Raw genomic sequence first — 15939 nt, forward strand, 5'->3', positions numbered from 1 at the left:
ACCGCGAGCATGCCGGGCCCGGCCTGCGACGCGGCGTCGAGGACGTGGAGCAGCGCCTCGCCGAGAGCCTGCATCGTCTCGCGGACGGCGGGCCCGTTCTCGCGGGCGTACGCCATGACCTCGGTGAACGGGCCGGACGCGTTGCCGGAGGACAGCACCCGCATGAAGTGGACCAACTCATCGGTGGCGTTCTTCAGCGTGCGGTCGGTGAACGCGCTGAAGGTGTCGGCGAGATGGTCGAATCCGGGGGTCGCGATGGCGCCGCCCGCGATCGTCGTGACCCGCGTCAGCTCTGTCGAGAAGCTGCGGGCCAGCGGCGTCAGTCGAGGCAGGAGCGCGGTCGTGACCTGCAGGCCCTGCTCGACGGGCCGCATCGTGAACGATGCAGTCTGATCCGACCAGCTCTTGAAGGCGCTACTCAGCACCATGTACGACCCGGCCGCGCGCTGCGTGGCCGGCGGCATGGCGTCCAACTGCCGCGCGTACTCCTGCTGCTTCTTGACCGCGGCCTCGGACGCGGCGCCGCTCTTCTTGACCTCGTCCTCATAGGCGGCGTGCGCCTTCGCTGCCTCACCGATCTTGCTGATCTGCGGAACCACCGCAGCCGTGAACGCGGTCGCGGCCACACCTGCAGCGCCGAGCCCGGCCGCGATCGGTGCAGCCTGCGCCGCCACAGGGATCAGCGCCGGGGCCAGCGAGATGAGCGTCGACTTGAGGCCGATGTTCGCCTTCTGGAACTCGGCCGAAGCCCTCGTCATCGCGCCGGCGTCTGCAGCGAACCGGCCGCGCAGGTCCCGCATCTGACCGTTGATGTCCCGCATCCCGGGCCCGGTCTGGTTGTTGACGCGCACTGTGATCGTTACGTCATCAGACATGGCTCACCTCCGGGTCCGGTTCATCAGGGGTGCCGAGGTCGACGATGCGGAGCATCCGCAACAGCTCGGGGTCCTCGGCGTACAGCTGTGAGGGAAGGCAGTGGAACCGCTCGCACAGCGCCAGCACTGTGCGAGCGTGGATCAGCTCGCCAGGCTCTCGGAGGGGACGTCCATCGGAATCGACGCCTCCAGCGACGGCGCGCCATCGGGCGAGGCGCCGTCCAAAGCGGGCAGACACTCCGTTGATGGCCTGCACCCACGCTTCGATGACCTTGTTGTTGAGGTCGATGTCGAGGCTGAGGACAGACTCGAAGGTGGTCGGCAGGATCTCCCCGCCGTCGCCCTCGATGTTCCACTCGACGAGCCGGTCCGCGTACGTCTTCAGCATCCGGTGCACGGCGCTCTCGCTGCCGTCGGCCCGGTCCGTCTCGATACCGAGGGTCTGCCCGGTGTTCAGGCCGCGCAGCTTGATGACGAGGCCGTCGAAGTCCGGGTCTCCTCGAACTTCAACTCGTAGAGCTTGCTCTTGGGTCGGAACCCCATGACGTGCGCCTCTCAGGTCCAGGTCGGGACAGTGCCGTCGGCGAGCACGCCCGGCACGGCCCACGTCAGCTCGCCGCTGTCGCTGCGCGAGAGGGGGTAGTCCGTCAGCAGGCACTCGTTGTTGAGGGTCTGGCCGGACACGGCGAGGCTCACGGTGCGCAGGACGCTCGTCGACGGGATCGTCTTGAACACGTCGTGCGCCTGGTTCGTCGCGTCGTTGAAGACGCCGTTCAGCGTGATCGAGAAGTCCGCGAGGAGGAGCAGCCGCTCCATGGCCGACTTGTCGATGCCTGTGACGTCCTGCACCGCGCGCGGCGTCGCGAACTGGAGGTTCGTCACGTCGTTCTTGATCGCCCGTGCGGTACCTGCTGCGTCATCGACGGAGCAGGTCGTCCACCCGAGGCCGCTCTCTTTTGGCCATGGCTTAGCCCTCCTTCTGCTGGTCGACGAGGCGGAGTTGGTGCTCGCCGAAGTCTTCGACCCAGTCCTGCGGACGGGTGTGCTGCCGGGTCCTGCCGGTGGGGTTGCCGCGCCAGTCGCCGTCACGGACGACGTAGACCTCCGGCCGGGTCTTGTGCTCGGCGAAGCAGCGCTGCCCGGACTCGAACCGGAACACGGTCAGCCCTGGCCTCGGTGCGCTGCTCACGGAACGTGCGCCGCGACTGCGTGCGGATGTACGCCGCCTGCCGGGCGCCGAGTTCGGTCCGCTCGTCGACCGTCGACTCCCACTCCGCGCAGCCACGCCGCACAGCCCACCTGCTGGCAGGCCGCGACGAGCGAGGTGTCCCGCGGGCTGGTGATGCTGTACGTCTGGTACGCGCCGGGCGCGAGGAGCAGCCGGTCGACTCGGTTCATCTGCTGCATGGCCAGCCCTCCTAGAAGATCGTCGCCACGTCGTTGCGGTTCACGGACACGGCGAACGTGGCCGAGGTGAAAGTCCCAGTGCTCACAGCGCGCAGGTACCGCTTGACGGTCAGGCCGCGCGCTGTCTCGATGCGCTGCGCGCCGATCGCCGTCGCGGCGGTGAACGCGCCGCCGGTCACGTCCGCCCACGGGTCGCCCACGCCGTTGTCGCTGGACTCCTGGAGCTTCACGGTCACCGAGGTCCCGGTGAACGCGAACACGTGGAGGTACGCCTGGAGACCGAAGTTCGCGGCGCCGTTGAACAGAGGCGGCGAGCCGACCCCGAAGTCCACGCCCGTACCGTTCGTTGCCGTGGCGTCGGTGCGCTTGCGCTCGCGGTCAGCGAGCGGCCCCACTCCAGGCCGTACGCGTTGGCGGCGGCCTCGACGGCGAACTTGAACTCGCCGCTGTCGCCGCGCTGTCCGTCGTAGTTGAGTTGCTTGGCGACGATGTTCGCCGACGGGCCGCCGAGCGCTGTGCCGCGGAAGTAGGCGGCGATGACGTCCGTCGTGGGCAAGGTCTTGAGCCGGGCATGCGATCGGTCGGGCAAGGTGCCCGGGTTGAAGAACGAGGTCATCTGAGGCGTCCGTCGCGGATGCCGCCGATGCGCTCCGGGGCGCTCTTGTCGATGCCGGTCGTCTCCAGGGCGGCCGGCCCGCCGCCGACGTTGCCGAGGGCGGAGATGTCGCCGGACAGGTCATAGCCCGCGATGTACAGGTTGTCGCCGAGACCAGACTGCTTGGCCATTACGGGGCCTCCTCCCACAGGTCGTTGACGATCAGAGGCACGGAGATCGTGAAGACCCGGAACACGGCCGAGTCCTGTTCGAGGTAGCCCGCCCGCGCAGACAGGGCGACGCCGTGCGCGCCGCGAACGTCGATGTTCTTGATCAGGCCGCCAAGGGTGAAGTCGCCGCAGTACGCGCCGACGAGGTTCACCGTCGCGGCCGTGAGGTCGCGGTCGACCGCGTCCTCCGGCTCGGACAGCGGCGAGTACAGGCGCACCATCACGAGGAGACGGCCAGTCGTCGAGGCGAGACCGGACGACAGCACCGGCGTGATCGAGTCGATCCACACCGCAGCCGTCAGACCGCCCGTCGTCGGCGCGCTCTTGCGGTTCGTGGCCGTTGACCCGCTCGAAGAAGCCGGACGCGGCAGCGTGCGACTCGACGCCGTCGAGGATGCCGAGGACGTCCATCACATCCTCCCCACGTAGCGGCGGAGCAGCCGCTCGGCGATGCCCTGCTTCCGGGCACGGAGGCGCTCGACCGCGCGCCGCCAGTGCTCGTAGCCCTTGAACCGCGTGACCGGGAAGTTCCGGCTGCCCAGCCCTGCGAGCCACGGCCCGTAGATGACGCCCTGGTCCGTGACGATGTGGTCCCGTTCCACGGTGATCCGGGACTCGTAATAGCCGGTGGGGTGCTTGAGTACCTTGTGCAGCTCCTCGCGCACGTACTGGACGCCCGTCTCCGCAAGCTCCGTGTCCAGCCGGTCGACGTACGCATTCGCAGCAGCACGCGCACGCCCGTCGAAGATCGGGCCACGGCTGGAAACATCGATCGTCACTGCCATGTCACACCGCCCTCGATCGGGCCTTGCGGCCATGGGCGGTGTACGCGTCATCGCGGATCGCGGCGAGCCCCCGGCCGGCCGCCTCGCGGGTGCCCTCGCCAGCGCCCACGGTGCGGGCGTACCCGGCGGACTCCTGGAGCAGGTTGGTGACGGCCTGCGCGATGCACAGCTCGGCGACGAGCGACGGCGGGTCCCAGCGCACGACGGTGCCGCCGCCGGTGTGCGCGGTCGCCATGGTGCCGAGGACACCGCGTCGCAGGCGCAGGGAGCGCGGGGCGTAGACCGGGGTGGCCGCGTCGTGTGCGGCGAGCGTGGACCCGTCGGCGGCGCGGCGGACGATGAGGTTGTTGCCCGCAATCTCGTCGATCCGGCAGCGTTCGCCGTCGATGAGGATCAGCTCGCCCTCGGCGAACGCCGTCCCGTCGCCGACCGGGATGACGGTGGTCTTCATCTGCCCGTCGACCGCAGCCGTGAGCGTCTGCCCCGTGCTCGCCATCGACCGGGCCGTGACGGTGACACGCTCGTCGTCCAGCCGCAGCAGCGAGCCGACGCCCACCTCGGCCGACGTAGCCGCGTCGACGTCCAGCGTGGTCGCACCACCCGTGATGCCGGTGTGGGCGCCGAGGACCGTCTCGTCGTTGCGGTAGCCGAACAGGCCGGTCACCGTGATGTCCCGCTGTGTGGTCGCGCCGCCGCCGAACGAGGCCGACGTCGCGAGGTTCAACTCGACGTGCGTGAACGGCGGTTCGTCACGGCCGTCGGAGCGGCGGAGGAGGTAGTCGGTGTCGGCGATGTCCCGGCCGCCTGACGTCAACGTGGACACGGCGATCAGTTCGTTGTCGTCGAGCCACAACCGCCACGACGGCGCGCCCTGCCCCGACGGCCAGTCCCACGACCGGGACGCCACCTCCGGGTAGAACCGCCTGTGACACAGCCCCTCGACCGCCGTCGTCGCGGCACCGAGCGCCCGGTCGATCCGGGCGTTCGCGCGGGCGGTCTCCTTCGCGTCGAGCGCATCCTTCACCTGCTCGCGAGTCGCGTACCAGATCACCGTCACCACCGCCCCGAGGCGGCGCCGACGTGGCCGAGGCGCCGGCCGCCGGGCCCCCAGATCGAGCCGTCGAACGAGCAGTACAGCTCACCCCGCGGGCCGGTGCGCAGCGGTTCACCACAGTCCTCGCACGCGCTCGGGATACGCTCCCGGTCCTCGCGGTACAGCTGCCCGGCCTCCTGGACGATGTCGAGGAGCCCGTACCAAGACCCGGGCCCGGCGGCCGGTGTCTCCTCGGTCGTCGCCGTGACCGTGCCGAGCGGCCCGAACTCGCCGACCGCAGCCCCGGACACGGCGCGCACTCCGACCGCGATGCCGGCCAGTGGCCCCGCCGACATGGCGGCCGTGCCGCGCACGCCGCGGGCCCCGGACGCCGTACCGCTCAGGCCGCCGAGCACGGTGGCCGCAGCGCCGTTCACCCGCCGTGTGCCGACGGCCGCACCGGCGAGCGCACCGAGCGCACCAGCCGCGGTGCCGAGCACCGTACGGACGCCGGACGCGACCCCGGACAGGCCGCCGAACACGCCGGCCGCACTGCCCTCCACGCCGGCGGTGACGTCGCCGCCGATGAACTGGTCGTAGCGGATCGAGCTGACGGAGTCCGAGCGGAGCCCGACGAACGTGCCGGTGGTGACAGCGGTGTTGCTGACGCTGATCCGCTCGACGCCGTTGACGATTCCCTTGATCGCCGAGCCGACGGCCTGCACTCGTGCGACGTCGCCGGGCGCGGCCGCGGCGGCGTAGGTGCCGATGGCGGTGAACGAGCCGCTGACGACGCTGAAGAGATCCCAGCTCGTGCCGTTGTTGCGGAACAGGTAGCCGTTGGCAATGGTGGCATCGCCTCGGCACCACACACCCTGACTCGCCACCGCGGGAACGGAGATCGTCACCTGCGCGTAGTTGTCGCTGGTGGCCACCGTGGCAGCGGCCCGCAGGACAATCGTGCCAGTGTCCGCGCCCGGGGACAGCTGGCCGGAGACGATCGCCCAGTCGCCGGACACCTCGACCCAGCCGGCGCCGAGGTCAGTGCCGTCGGGCCGGGCGAAGTCGTCGGTAAAGGTCGTCATGGTCGATCACCTCCCTCGGGGTGTGGTGGACGGTCGGTCAGGATGCGGTCGGCACGGAGAGCACGAAACTCCCGGCCGGGAACGTGAAGGAGTCGCCGGTCACCATCGGGTTCGCGGTGACGGTGCCGGAGCCGCCGAAGGATCCACCGCTCGACGCGGACCACTGCGACCAGTGCGTGTAGTCCTCGGTGCCGGCCACGCTCGACCACACGGCGTCCGCGTTCGACGTCTTCGTCGCCCCGGTCGCCGCGGCGAAAGCGACGCTCTTCCGGGTCGTCTCGACAGCCGGGTTCGCGGTCCCGGCCGAGCCGGGCGCCCCCACGTGGAGCTTGAACCAGGGGTACGCCGTGACCTGCGCGTCGAGCACCGCATTCGCTGCGGCGGTTGAGAATCCTTCGGCCATGTCCTACTCCGCGGTGGTGTTCTTGCGTCCGCGGCGGGAGCGCTGCGGCTGCTCGGCCGTCTCGCTCTCAGCCGTGGTGTCCTCGTCCTTCGCCGTCTCGTCGGCCGGTGTCACGTCGCCGCTGTCCGGGTCGACGTCGGCGCCCTCGATCGACGGACCGCCGTGCACGGTGATCTTCGGCATGCTGGTCTCCTCCTGCTCGTCGGGCTGCGTGGCCTCGTTCATGCGCACCGTCGACCGGCACTGCGGGCACTTCGGGGCGCCCACGCTGTACTTGGCCGTGCACTCGGCGCACTCCCACACCGCCATGTCAGGCGCCCGTGGCCGGCAGCGACGCAGGGGCGCGCATCACGCCGAGGTCCCGCTGGATCGCGGTCACCGTTCCGGCGCCGGTCGACGTGAGCTTCACGTACCGGTAGCCGTCGCTGAGGCTCGTCCCCTCGACCTCGACGACCATCGCGTTCTGCGTCGCCGCAGCGGCCGTGACGACCGTCGCCGCGGCGGCCTGCGTGCGGCGGGTCCACGCGTCCGACGCGTTGCCGGTGTTCGTGTGGTACTCGGCGATGTTGGCGAGGTTCTGCGCGCCGGTACCGGAGCTGTCCTTCGCCTCCTGGAGCGTGTAGGTGTCCCCGGCCGCGCCGGTCAGGAAGCACGAGAAGGTGACGCCAGCCGCGGCACCCTTCAGAGCGATCCATACGCCGTCGGCGGCGGGGGTGACGTTGAACAGTCGGCCGAGTGCTCGCTGAGACATGGGGTGTTCCTTCCGTCTGAGTCCGGTCCGGGGCGACACTGCCGGCCCGGTCGTGGCCGCCGCCGGGGTGTGAATGCCAGCGGCGGCCGGTGGGGGTTAGTTGAGCTCGACGAACGGGGAGAGCGTCGCGGTGCTGCCGTTGGCGGGGGTGATGGCGGACTGGATCCACGGGCGGCCGTCGACGCGCTGGATGATCCGGAACGTGGTCTTGTCGTTGCCGAACGCGTAGTCCGTGGACGAGTCGGCGGTCATCACCTGTCGGTCGCCGACGAGGTAGTACGACAGGTCGACGAACGCGAGGTCGCCGCGGGAGCCGAGCGCCGAACCCTTCTCGGTGATGATCAGGGGGCGGCCGAAGATGCTCATCGGCATTCCGGCTGCGGCGTTGACGACGAACACCGAGTTGCCGCCGGTGCCGACGGTGAGGGACAGCTGGAGGAGCTGCGGCAGCGCGTCGGGGGCGCACATCCACACGGCGTTGGACAGCGACGACGGCAGCATGCGGGCGTACATGCCGATGACGTCCACGTACTGGATCTTGTTGGCGTTCGCGCGGGTCACGGTGACCGCGGCCGGGTTGCCCGCGCCGCGGAAGCCGAGGGGCTCACCGGTGCCGGTGCCGGACTGGAACGCGTTGTCCTCGCTGAAGGCGAGGGCCTGCGGCCACAGCGTCTCGATCAGCGCGGAGAAGGAGACGATGGAGTCCTGAAGCAGCTCGTTCGGGACGGCGGAGAGGCCCGTGAGCTTCTTCGCGTCCAGCTCGACCCGGCCGAACTTCGGGTTCGAGTCCTGGAGGGCGGCGCCCTCCTCGCCCCAGTAGGCGACCATGCCGCCGAACACCGACCCGGCGTTCGTCGTGGTGTCGATCATCGGGAACGGGACGCGGGCCGACTCCATCGGCACGACCGTCGCCAGCGGCCGCACGACCGCCTTCTCCAGGGCGAGCTGGAGCAGCTGCGCGCGGAGCGTCTCCGGGACGAGGAACCCGCCGTCGGCCGGAGAGATCGACGACGCCGCGTTACGGAGCGCCCCGAGCTTCTCGGCGTCCGCGCGCGGGTTCTTGTGCCAGATGTTCTGTACGTACTCGATGGCGTTCGAGAAGTGCTGGTCGAGGACCGCGCCCGGCGCTGCGGCGTTGTGCGCCGTGCCCTGCCGGTGCGACGTCAGCATGATCGCGCCGCCGCGCCGCGCCTGCGGGTCGAGGTCGAGGCGCTTGATCGCCGCGCGGGCGTCCTTGTCCTTCGCGTCGAACCCGTTGTCGCGGAGCATCGCGGCGAACTGCCGCTGGGTCTCCTCGGCGACGAGCTTGTTCAGCTCGGTGCCGTCGCCCTGCTGCTCCTCGGCGTAGGCGACGATGAACTCCTGCGTGGAGTCCTGCGTCGCGAAGATCTCCTTGCGCTTCGCCGGGTCGGCGAGCATCTCCGCCAGCTCATCGCTGTTGCGCGGGACGGTCGTCGTAGGTGTAGCCACTGGTGCCTCCTTCAGGCAGATACCGTCGCCGTGCTGGACGACGAGTCGGGGCCGGTGAGATGAGCGAGATCCGCGGCCCATTCGTCCGCTGGGTCTGTGGTGAGGTGCGCGACGTCGGCCGCCCATTCGTTGACGGGTGCGGTCGCGGGCTCCGGTTCGGCCGGCGCCTCGGGCTCGTCCGGCTGCTCCGCCTCGGCCCTGGGCTGCTGCTCCGGCTCGGCAGGCTTGCTGACCGGGGGTGCCACCGCAGCGCGGAGGGCGGCGACGAACTCCTCACCGAGGCTCTCGCCGAAGTTGATCGTCAGGGTCTGCGGCTCGTCCTCGTGGGCGGCGGGCGGCGGGCCGGGCTTCGGCCGCTCTGGCGCCAGCCCGGTGTACCCGTACGCGGCGAGGTCCCACGCGCGCGCCATGTCCGGCTCGTCGTCCTCGTCCGGCGCGACGGGTTCGCCCGTGCGCGGCTTCGCGAGGGCCTCGTCCGCCAGCCCGGCCGCAATCGCGTCGTCGGGCAGGTACCAAGTCTCCTGCTGCATGGCCGCGCGCCACTGCTCGCGGGTGCCTCCGGCGCGTGCGGCGTACGCGTCGGCGATGTTGTCGCTGATCAGGCCGAGGAGTTCGGCCATCTCCTCCATGTCGCTCGCGTTGCCGAGACACACCCCGGCCGCGTCGTGGATCATCAGCATCGAGTTCGGGGCCATCTCGACCCGGTCCCCGGCCATCGCGATCACGGATGCGATCGACGCGGCAATGCTGTCGACCTGGATCACGACGTTCGCCGGGTGGGAGCGCAGTGCGTTGGCGATGGCGATGCCCTCGAACACTGAGCCGCCGGGGCTGTTGATGCGGACGCGGAGGTTCGGGGAGGTGATCCCGCGCAGGTCCGCAATGAACTCATCGGCCGTCGCGCCGAACCAGCCGCCGACCTCGTCGTACAAGAGGAGCTCGGCCTCGTCCGGGTCGGCCGCGTTCGTGATGCGGTACCAGGACTGCGCCTCGACGCCATGCTGCGCGCGGAGCTTCTCGGCCTGCTCCCGCTGACGGGCCACGAAGCCGGCCGCGGCGGCGGGCAGCACGAGGCCAGGGATTCCGGTCATTTACCTCGCCTCTTCTCGACACGGCAGCGGCACGCGTTGCCGTGCTGCGCACCGACGCACTTCTTGTAGCCGGAGCCCTCGGGGTAGTCGGCGTACGCGTCGCGCCGAGTGCGGTAGACGTGGCCGTCGTTGTCGCGGCAGGGCTGGCAGGTGTTGTCGTCGTCCTCGGCGACGACGACCCACCGCGCCGCGTTCTCGATCTCCTCGGCGGCCCACGCCGGCGGCCGCCACACGTTGGAGGGCTGCGCGGCCGGCTGCTCGCCGAACCCCTCCGGCAGATCGAAGCCGAGGAGAGGCAGGATCACGGGGGCCGTCGACGGGGCGCCGCGGACGATGTCAACGAGCAGCTGCTCCTCCGGCGTCCGCGCGCCCATCTCCGGTAGGTCAGTGGCCTTGAGGACGTCGACCGCCGAGTAGCCGGCGCTCTGGAGGGTGGCCGCGGCGAGGCTGCGCTTGTGCAGGACGTCGGCCTCGGCCTCGATGTCCTCCGGGACGGGGCTGACGAAGTCGAACTCCAGGCCCCTGCCCGTGGTCCCATACATGGGGAGCAGGCGGGTGTTGAGCATCTCCCGCACGCGCTCCAGGCGCGGCTTGATCAGCCACCGCGCGAACACCAGCTCCGCCGCTTCCGCGTTCGCCCGGTTCACGTCGTCGACCGCGCCGAGCAGCGGCTTCGGGAACCCGAACGCCTCGCGGATCACCTCGCGGTTCACGCCTCGCAGTTCGGTGAACTGCATGTCCCGCATCGAGTACTTACGGTCGACCCGCTTGAGGCCGTTCTCCAGCACGCCGACTCGGTGCGAGTTGCTCACGCCCTGGTGCTGCTCGCGCCAGCGGGTGCGGAACTCGTTGAACTCGTCGTCGCTCAGGCGCCGGTCGACCTCGACGAGGCCGCCCGGCTCGGCGCTGTTGCGGAAGAAGTTCGCGTTCCACTCAGCCGAGGCGCGGGTGGCGTCGATGTCCATGAGGATCGTCTGGACGACGCTCATCCCCGGTAGGGGTCCTCGGGATTCGGACGGCGCAGACCGATGACGTCGTCGACGGCCAGCGGCACACGCTCACCGGACGGGCCGCGGTAGACGTAGCCGAGGAGGAAGTCGTTCGCGTCCGGTATCGGCTCCATCCGGTCCGGGCGCACGGGCCACAGTTCCAGGGGCAGGCTGCTGTTCTCGTGGCGGCCGATCACCCACCACTGCTCGCCGGTCAGCTCCTCGTGCTGCTGCGCGCTCTCGCGGAAACTCGGGCCGGTCATGTGGGCGTTCGGCCGGGTCCACAGGTCGAGTGCAGCGTGTGATGTGACCTCGACGCGGTCCTCGTCGCGGCCGCTCTTGGCGGAGCGGTAGAGCTTCCACTCGGCGCCGGCGTAGGTGGTGGTGATGCGGTCGACGATCGCGAACAGGGTCGACGAGCTGCTCATAGCCCGCATCTGGGCGAGCTGTCCGGCAGGGCGGACGAAGCCGGAGCCGAATCCGGCGCGGCTGGTGGCGGAGGCGAAGGGGACGGGGGTGCGGTTGACGATGCCTGTTGCGGCGGAGGCCAGGGATCCGAGGAGCGTTCTGCCCATCGGTCACCTCCCTCACATCAGTCGTCGCCGTCGACCCACCACTGCATGACCATCACGGACACTCCGGCAGTGATCAGACCAATCCCTGTACCGAAGATATTCCAAGTTCCTGCTGTGATGAGTGTAAATCCTCCTGTCAACATGGCGCTCGGCCGCAAATCTTTCAGCTTCGAGGGGTCCAGTTTCCTCATCACACCCACCTCATCCGGGGCCGCCCACCGAGATCCCGCTCGGCGACCATGTACCTGAGCGCATCCGCGCCGTGATCGTTCTCCTTCAACGGCGCCTCGGGCGCAGTCCCGCCGGGCTTCACCGCCCACACGTAACCGCTCAGCTCTTCCTCCGTGCTGGCCGGCTTCTTCACCTCGTCCATCACCGGATCCCGCTCGACCAGCGCACCGCGCACGACGTACAGCCGCGGGCGACCGTCACCCGCCACCTTCAGCCGCGACTTCACCGCCTGAATGCCCGTCGACACCGCCTTCTCCGCAGGCTGCGTGCCCATCTGGAGGTACTTCTCCAGCGTCGCCCGGTCCTCGGCGTCGTGGTCACAGATGACCGCACGGGGCTGAGGCTCGCGCCACTGACCGGACGGGTACACCATCAACTCCCGGGCCTGCCGCGCCATCTCCTCGACCAGGCGCCGAGAGTGGTACAGCTCCCGGTACAGGAAGAGGCGGCCGTCGCCGTCCTCGGCCCACCACTGCATGACCATCGGGTTCGTGAACCCGAAGTCGACCGCGATCCAACGCGACCACTGGGGCGGGATCTTGAACGGGTCGATGAGGTGGACGGCGTCGTCCCACTCCTCGTAGATCAGGCCCTCGGCCGCAGCCCATACGCCGTCCTTCAGCCGGAGCCTGCGCACTCCGGTGAGGGCGTCGAGCTTGTTGAAGTAGTCGCGGCCCTGCTCGGTGAGGCTGCCGTCCGCGTTCACGTAGGCGGGGTTGTCGGCGTGCCGGGAGACGAGCATCTTGGCCCGGCCCTGGTCGCACCTGCGCTTGATCCAGTGCGTTGGTTGCGCCGGGTTGCAGGCGGCGATCTGCTGCTGCCACGACAGGGCGCCGTTGCGGAGGCGGGTCGCGATCGATTCCCAGTCCGTCTCGGTGAGTTCAGTCGCCTCGTCCGCGAACACGAGGTCGTACTCCGCCGACATGATCTTCTCGGGCTTGTCCATCCCGCCGACGACGATCACGGAGCCGTTCGAGTACCGGTAGCACGGCGCCTCGCGCGGGCTGCCACCGAACCAGCGGACCACGCCCCGCGCGAGCGTGTCGGCGGCGACCTTCTTCTCGTACGTCACCAGCGTCGTCGAGCCGAGAGACACCGCGGTCTTGCGGACGATCAGCGCCCTGATCCCCGGGTTGTTGAGCGCGGCGAGGTGCACGCGGAACAGGGCTGCGAGGCTCTTGCCGGTGCCCGCCGGGCCCGCGATGACGACCTCGGCGTCCCGGTTCTTGAACAGGTCGCGGGCGGCGCCGCGGGGTTCGTAGCGGACGACCGCGTCACGGTCGAGCGCGGTCGTCACCACGCCGCCGTACGAAAGGCGCGGTACCCGGAGGGCATGAGGGAGCGCAGCCAGCCAGGGTTCACGCGCGCTTCTCGCCGCAGGACACCGGTGACCATGCCGCGGTTACTCGGATCCCTGAGCGCAGCGGTGATGTCCGCGGCCGTGAGCGGCTCGCCGCCCGTGAGCCAGCCCCACGCCTCAGGCTCCCAGGCGGGCGAGTCGTCGGCCATGTCGAACCAGTCGTCGAGGCAGGTCCGGCACAGCCGGTTGTGGGTGCCGTCGAGCAGGCGCACCCATGCCACGGCGTGTGGGCAGAAGAACGCGCACGCGCCCGGCCGTCTCACGTGAGGTCCGCGGGGTCGACTCCGACAACCTCGTACCGCACGGCACCGCTGACGTTCACCTTCTGCTCGGCGTCCAGGCCGTGCAGCTTCCGGTACGACTCCCGCACCCGCAGGGCGACTTGGATCGCCTGGAGCCGGGGCCCGTCATCGAGGAGCGGAACCTCCGCGCCCGACTCGTCGGCCATCGTGACCACCTTGCCGTGCGACACGGTCACGTGATTCCGCTCGATGATCTCCAGGGCCATCACGTACAGGTCATCGAGCTGACCCGACTCGGCGGCGATCAACTTGGTGACGGCCGGCCGGGCGACGTCGGCCTTCGCGTTCTGCACGGCGCGGTATGCGTCGCCCTTGTTCATGCCGAGCTGCTCGCCGATCTGCGCGTACGTGAGCCCGTCGGCGCGGAGTTCGGCGGCGCGCGCGTCGCGGCGGACGGTGTCCATGCTGCGCTCGAAGGACCCGCGTCCGTTGCGCTGCCGGGCGTTGGGGTCTTCCGGCTTGGGTGGCGTGTTACCGGTTGACATGGTCTGATGGTAACTGCGAAGTGCAGGGTTGCGTGTGGCGCGCGAAGAGAGGCCCGCCCCCGTCGGTGGGGGCGGGCCTCTGGCGCTACCGGTGACCTACTGGCCGCGCCAGTCCGCGAGGGCTCTGGCGATGACGTCGCCGTTCGTGTGCGCGCCGTCCGCGGTGTACTCGGTCCACGCCCCGTGCAGCCACGCGGCGAATGGTGCGGCGCTGTAGCGCGGCAGCTCGCCGGCGTCGATGACGTGTTCGCGGACCATGTCCTCGCTGACGTGCTGCACCTCGGGCCGCTCGTTCAGTTCGACGTCACCGCACTCGGCAAGCGCGGCGGCGTCGAGCTTGCGCATGGGAGTCTCCGCGGTAAAGGTGAACCACCTGCCACCGGGGCGGCGGTAGATGACGGTCAAGTGCGGCTTGTCGGCAGCGAGTTCGGTTGCGGTGTCGCGGCTGTCGCAGGAGACGGTGTAACCGTCGGTGGTGCGGACGGCCCAGTCGAGTGCGGTGGTCTGCATGGCGGATCTCCTCGGGGTTCAGGCGGCGAGCAGGAGGCGGGCGGCGAGCTGGTGGTAGCAGCGGGAGCCCTTGATGCCGGCCGGGCAGGTGCAGGCGGTCGGGGCGCTGCGGTAGGTCTCGGTGCCGTCGGTGGACACGGCGAGGAAGACGGTCGAGCGGAGGGGGATGATCGCGGCGTCGGCGATCAACTCGCGGGCGCTCGCGATCTGGTGGGCCTTGTAGTCGCTGGTGTCGACCGTCTGCTCAGCGGCGCGGACCTTGGCGGCGCAGACGCGGCCACGGCCGGCGGCGATGGACTTGGCGGAGGTGAGCTTGCGGCCGCAGCCGAGGCAGGTGGCGTGCTGGGTGGTGGTGGCTGCGGCGTTCATGTGGTCCCCCTCGGTGCGACTGGCTATGCCTAATAGGTTAGGCCTAACCGATGAGGCATGTCAACTGGATTAGGCCTACTCGATTAGGCATACTGGAGTCATGGCAACCCGAGACGACGTGAAGAAGATCCGCGAGACCTACGACGCGACCATCGCCGAGGCTGAACGAGTGCGCGCACGCGGCCTCGCCGAAGCCGCAGACCACATGCCGCAGAAGGACATCATCGAGGCGACTGGCTACAGCCGAGAGACCGTCAGGCGCCTGATTGCAGAGGGGCGGCAAGCCGGGTGACGCACCACGCAACCTGCCAGCACGAGCGCTACCGCCTCACGTGCGAGGACTACGACGAGCTGTGGCGGCACGCTGGGGGCTGCTGCGAGCTCTGCGGCACGGGCGCAGCGCAGACACCTGACGGGAAGCTGTTCATCGACCACGCCGGGCCGTACGGCTTCTTCGCCGTGCGCGGCCTGCTGTGCTCGAAGTGCAACTCCCTCATGGGGTACGTCGATCGAGGCGAGAAGCAGGACCCCCGATGCGATTGGCTACCTTGCGAACGCGTGGTTCGTCCGTGTGCTGCACGCACGCCACGCCGCCAACGTGCGCGAGCGCCGCCGCATCCGCCGGCCGGAAGTCGAGCGACCGACGAGCAGCGAGGAGCCGGCCGCATGAGTGACGTCGAGTGCCCGCACTGCCGGGCCACGTTCGACAACCTCGACGTGCGTATCGTCGCCCCCGGCCCGGACGGGGTGCCCGTGGCGATCAAGCACACGAAGGACTGTCTCGACTACCAACCGCCGCAGGGCGAGAGCGACGACACCCCGGCATGACGACGGCCCCGCCCGAACTCCAGCGGGGCCGCTCCATTCGCGCCGGCGCTACTCGCCGAGCACCTCGCGCCGCCTCGCGTCGGCCTTCCGGTTCAGTGCGCCCGTCATCCGGAACAGGGCCACGGTGAGCGTCAGGAACACGACGACGACCAGCACTTGAGTGATCACGCTGACGACGGCCACGTTCCGTGTGGCGCTCGCAATCAGGAACATGATCACGTTGCCTGCGATCCACGCGAGCCAGATCTTCAGCTTCTCGACCCGTACTGCTGACTGCACTTCGTTGTACGTCGGCTCGGTCCCCACGACGCTCGCCCCCTCAGGTTGGTGTTGAGGGGCATGATGCGACGCGCTGCGCCTGGTGTGCAGTGGGCTTGTCCGGGTTGTGACATGGGAGAGCCCCGCCACGACGGGGGAAACGTGGCAGGGGCCTGCCGGGCGCGACCCGGCTCGCAGACTCCAGTGTGTCAGCCGTTCGTCACCCGGCCGCGTGGCGTTCTCGCCAGCCACCTGGTTGGACGCGGCGGCGTACGCCTGCCGCTGCTCCGCCGTCCAGTCCGCCGGG

At 69.9% G+C, this 15939-nt stretch carries 25 protein-coding genes and 2 pseudogenes; 4 read left to right on the top strand and 23 right to left on the bottom strand.

Translation table 11 applies throughout. The features are described from left to right. Positions 1-867: 867 nt before the first annotated feature. The 7 genes from RBJ77_RS59905 to RBJ77_RS59935 all read right to left on the bottom strand — a co-directional run bounded on the left by RBJ77_RS59905 (position 868) and on the right by RBJ77_RS59935 (position 3373). A complete protein-coding gene (locus RBJ77_RS59905; RefSeq protein ID WP_372352620.1) occupies positions 868-1263 on the bottom strand; it encodes a hypothetical protein in 396 nt (131 codons plus the stop codon). A gap of 167 nt (positions 1264-1430) precedes the next feature. After that, the gene (locus RBJ77_RS59910; RefSeq protein WP_372352621.1) at positions 1431-1757 is read right to left on the bottom strand and encodes a hypothetical protein; all 327 of its coding nucleotides are present in this window, start codon (positions 1755-1757) and stop codon (positions 1431-1433) included. 85 nt (positions 1758-1842) lie between these two features. Then, positions 1843-2064: a hypothetical protein gene (locus tag RBJ77_RS59915; RefSeq protein ID WP_372352622.1), complete on the bottom strand. Its 222-nt coding sequence runs from the start codon at positions 2062-2064 to the stop codon at positions 1843-1845. Next, positions 2061-2282 carry a hypothetical protein gene (locus RBJ77_RS59920; protein ID WP_372352623.1) on the bottom strand — a complete coding sequence of 74 codons (222 nt, stop codon included), beginning with the start codon at positions 2280-2282 and terminating at the stop codon, positions 2061-2063. The genes RBJ77_RS59915 and RBJ77_RS59920 overlap by 4 nt, the downstream gene beginning before the upstream one ends. 11 nt (positions 2283-2293) lie before the next feature. Continuing rightward, entirely contained in the window at positions 2294-2614 is a 321-nt protein-coding gene (locus RBJ77_RS59925; protein WP_372352624.1) for a hypothetical protein, read from the bottom strand. A 280-nt stretch (positions 2615-2894) separates the two neighbouring features. Then, the gene (locus tag RBJ77_RS59930) at positions 2895-3068 is read right to left on the bottom strand and encodes a hypothetical protein (protein ID WP_372352625.1); all 174 of its coding nucleotides are present in this window, start codon (positions 3066-3068) and stop codon (positions 2895-2897) included. Then, positions 3068-3373, bottom strand: a complete 306-nt coding sequence (locus RBJ77_RS59935; RefSeq protein WP_372352626.1) for a hypothetical protein — start codon at positions 3371-3373, stop codon at positions 3068-3070. The genes RBJ77_RS59930 and RBJ77_RS59935 overlap by 1 nt, the downstream gene beginning before the upstream one ends. A 4-nt stretch (positions 3374-3377) precedes the next feature. Here RBJ77_RS59935 and RBJ77_RS59940 point away from each other — a divergent pair, with 4 nt between their 5' ends. Beyond that, positions 3378-3536, top strand: coding sequence for a hypothetical protein (locus tag RBJ77_RS59940; RefSeq protein WP_372352627.1), 159 nt, complete (start codon positions 3378-3380; stop codon positions 3534-3536). Here the strand turns inward: RBJ77_RS59940 and RBJ77_RS59945 are convergent. The 15 genes and pseudogenes from RBJ77_RS59945 to RBJ77_RS60015 all read right to left on the bottom strand — a co-directional run bounded on the left by RBJ77_RS59945 (position 3518) and on the right by RBJ77_RS60015 (position 14546). Continuing rightward, positions 3518-3892, bottom strand: coding sequence for a hypothetical protein (locus tag RBJ77_RS59945; RefSeq protein ID WP_372352628.1), 375 nt, complete (start codon positions 3890-3892; stop codon positions 3518-3520). The two genes, RBJ77_RS59940 and RBJ77_RS59945, sit on opposite strands and share 19 nt — an antisense overlap. 1 nt (position 3893) lies before the next feature. Continuing rightward, entirely contained in the window at positions 3894-4943 is a 1050-nt protein-coding gene (locus RBJ77_RS59950) for a hypothetical protein (RefSeq protein WP_372352629.1), read from the bottom strand. Between the two features lie 2 nt (positions 4944-4945). Further along, positions 4946-6010: a hypothetical protein gene (locus RBJ77_RS59955; protein WP_372352630.1), complete on the bottom strand. Its 1065-nt coding sequence runs from the start codon at positions 6008-6010 to the stop codon at positions 4946-4948. A 37-nt stretch (positions 6011-6047) separates the two neighbouring features. Further along, the gene (locus tag RBJ77_RS59960) at positions 6048-6413 is read right to left on the bottom strand and encodes a hypothetical protein (RefSeq protein ID WP_372352631.1); all 366 of its coding nucleotides are present in this window, start codon (positions 6411-6413) and stop codon (positions 6048-6050) included. 3 nt (positions 6414-6416) lie between these two features. Further along, the gene (locus tag RBJ77_RS59965) at positions 6417-6638 is read right to left on the bottom strand and encodes a hypothetical protein (RefSeq protein ID WP_372352632.1); all 222 of its coding nucleotides are present in this window, start codon (positions 6636-6638) and stop codon (positions 6417-6419) included. Positions 6639-6723: 85 nt separating this feature from the next. Then, positions 6724-7164: a hypothetical protein gene (locus RBJ77_RS59970; RefSeq protein WP_372352633.1), complete on the bottom strand. Its 441-nt coding sequence runs from the start codon at positions 7162-7164 to the stop codon at positions 6724-6726. A 96-nt stretch (positions 7165-7260) separates the two neighbouring features. After that, the gene (locus tag RBJ77_RS59975; RefSeq protein ID WP_372352634.1) at positions 7261-8634 is read right to left on the bottom strand and encodes a phage major capsid protein; all 1374 of its coding nucleotides are present in this window, start codon (positions 8632-8634) and stop codon (positions 7261-7263) included. 11 nt (positions 8635-8645) lie between these two features. Then, a complete protein-coding gene (locus tag RBJ77_RS59980; RefSeq protein ID WP_372352635.1) occupies positions 8646-9725 on the bottom strand; it encodes a head maturation protease, ClpP-related in 1080 nt (359 codons plus the stop codon). After that, a pseudogene (locus tag RBJ77_RS59985) lies at positions 9722-11289 on the bottom strand (phage portal protein). The gene RBJ77_RS59980 and the pseudogene RBJ77_RS59985 overlap by 4 nt, the downstream one beginning before the upstream one ends. A 17-nt stretch (positions 11290-11306) precedes the next feature. Beyond that, a complete protein-coding gene (locus tag RBJ77_RS59990) occupies positions 11307-11480 on the bottom strand; it encodes a hypothetical protein (protein WP_372352636.1) in 174 nt (57 codons plus the stop codon). Next, positions 11480-12817: a phage terminase large subunit gene (locus RBJ77_RS59995; protein ID WP_372352637.1), complete on the bottom strand. Its 1338-nt coding sequence runs from the start codon at positions 12815-12817 to the stop codon at positions 11480-11482. Before RBJ77_RS59995 ends, RBJ77_RS59990 begins: the two co-directional genes overlap by 1 nt. After that, on the bottom strand, positions 12814-13101 hold the full coding sequence (locus RBJ77_RS60000; RefSeq protein WP_372352638.1) for a hypothetical protein: 288 nt from the start codon (positions 13099-13101) through the stop codon (positions 12814-12816). The genes RBJ77_RS59995 and RBJ77_RS60000 overlap by 4 nt, the downstream gene beginning before the upstream one ends. Before the next feature lie 38 nt (positions 13102-13139). Continuing rightward, positions 13140-13667, bottom strand: a complete 528-nt coding sequence (locus RBJ77_RS60005; protein ID WP_372352639.1) for a hypothetical protein — start codon at positions 13665-13667, stop codon at positions 13140-13142. 96 nt (positions 13668-13763) lie between these two features. Continuing rightward, entirely contained in the window at positions 13764-14177 is a 414-nt protein-coding gene (locus RBJ77_RS60010) for a hypothetical protein (protein WP_372352640.1), read from the bottom strand. 18 nt (positions 14178-14195) lie between these two features. Continuing rightward, positions 14196-14546, bottom strand: coding sequence for a DUF6011 domain-containing protein (locus tag RBJ77_RS60015; protein WP_372352641.1), 351 nt, complete (start codon positions 14544-14546; stop codon positions 14196-14198). 100 nt (positions 14547-14646) lie between these two features. Here RBJ77_RS60015 and RBJ77_RS60020 point away from each other — a divergent pair, with 100 nt between their 5' ends. From RBJ77_RS60020 to RBJ77_RS60030, 3 genes and pseudogenes are all read left to right on the top strand, one after another. Then, a complete protein-coding gene (locus RBJ77_RS60020; RefSeq protein WP_372352642.1) occupies positions 14647-14838 on the top strand; it encodes a hypothetical protein in 192 nt (63 codons plus the stop codon). Continuing rightward, positions 14835-15041 (top strand): annotated as a pseudogene (locus tag RBJ77_RS60025) (endonuclease domain-containing protein); the annotation flags it as partial. The gene RBJ77_RS60020 and the pseudogene RBJ77_RS60025, both read left to right, overlap by 4 nt. Before the next feature lie 171 nt (positions 15042-15212). Next, positions 15213-15374 (top strand): hypothetical protein, encoded by a 162-nt coding sequence (locus tag RBJ77_RS60030; RefSeq protein WP_372352679.1) that lies wholly within the window; start codon positions 15213-15215, stop codon positions 15372-15374. 48 nt (positions 15375-15422) lie between these two features. Here RBJ77_RS60030 and RBJ77_RS60035 read toward each other — a convergent pair whose 3' ends face one another. Beyond that, entirely contained in the window at positions 15423-15680 is a 258-nt protein-coding gene (locus tag RBJ77_RS60035) for a hypothetical protein (RefSeq protein ID WP_372352643.1), read from the bottom strand. Between the last annotated feature and the right edge of the window lie 259 nt (positions 15681-15939).

The sequence above is a fragment of the Streptomyces sp. KL116D genome, assembly GCF_030766975.1.
In the GTDB taxonomy this organism is placed as follows: Bacteria; Actinomycetota; Actinomycetes; order Streptomycetales; family Streptomycetaceae; genus Streptomyces; species Streptomyces longispororuber_A.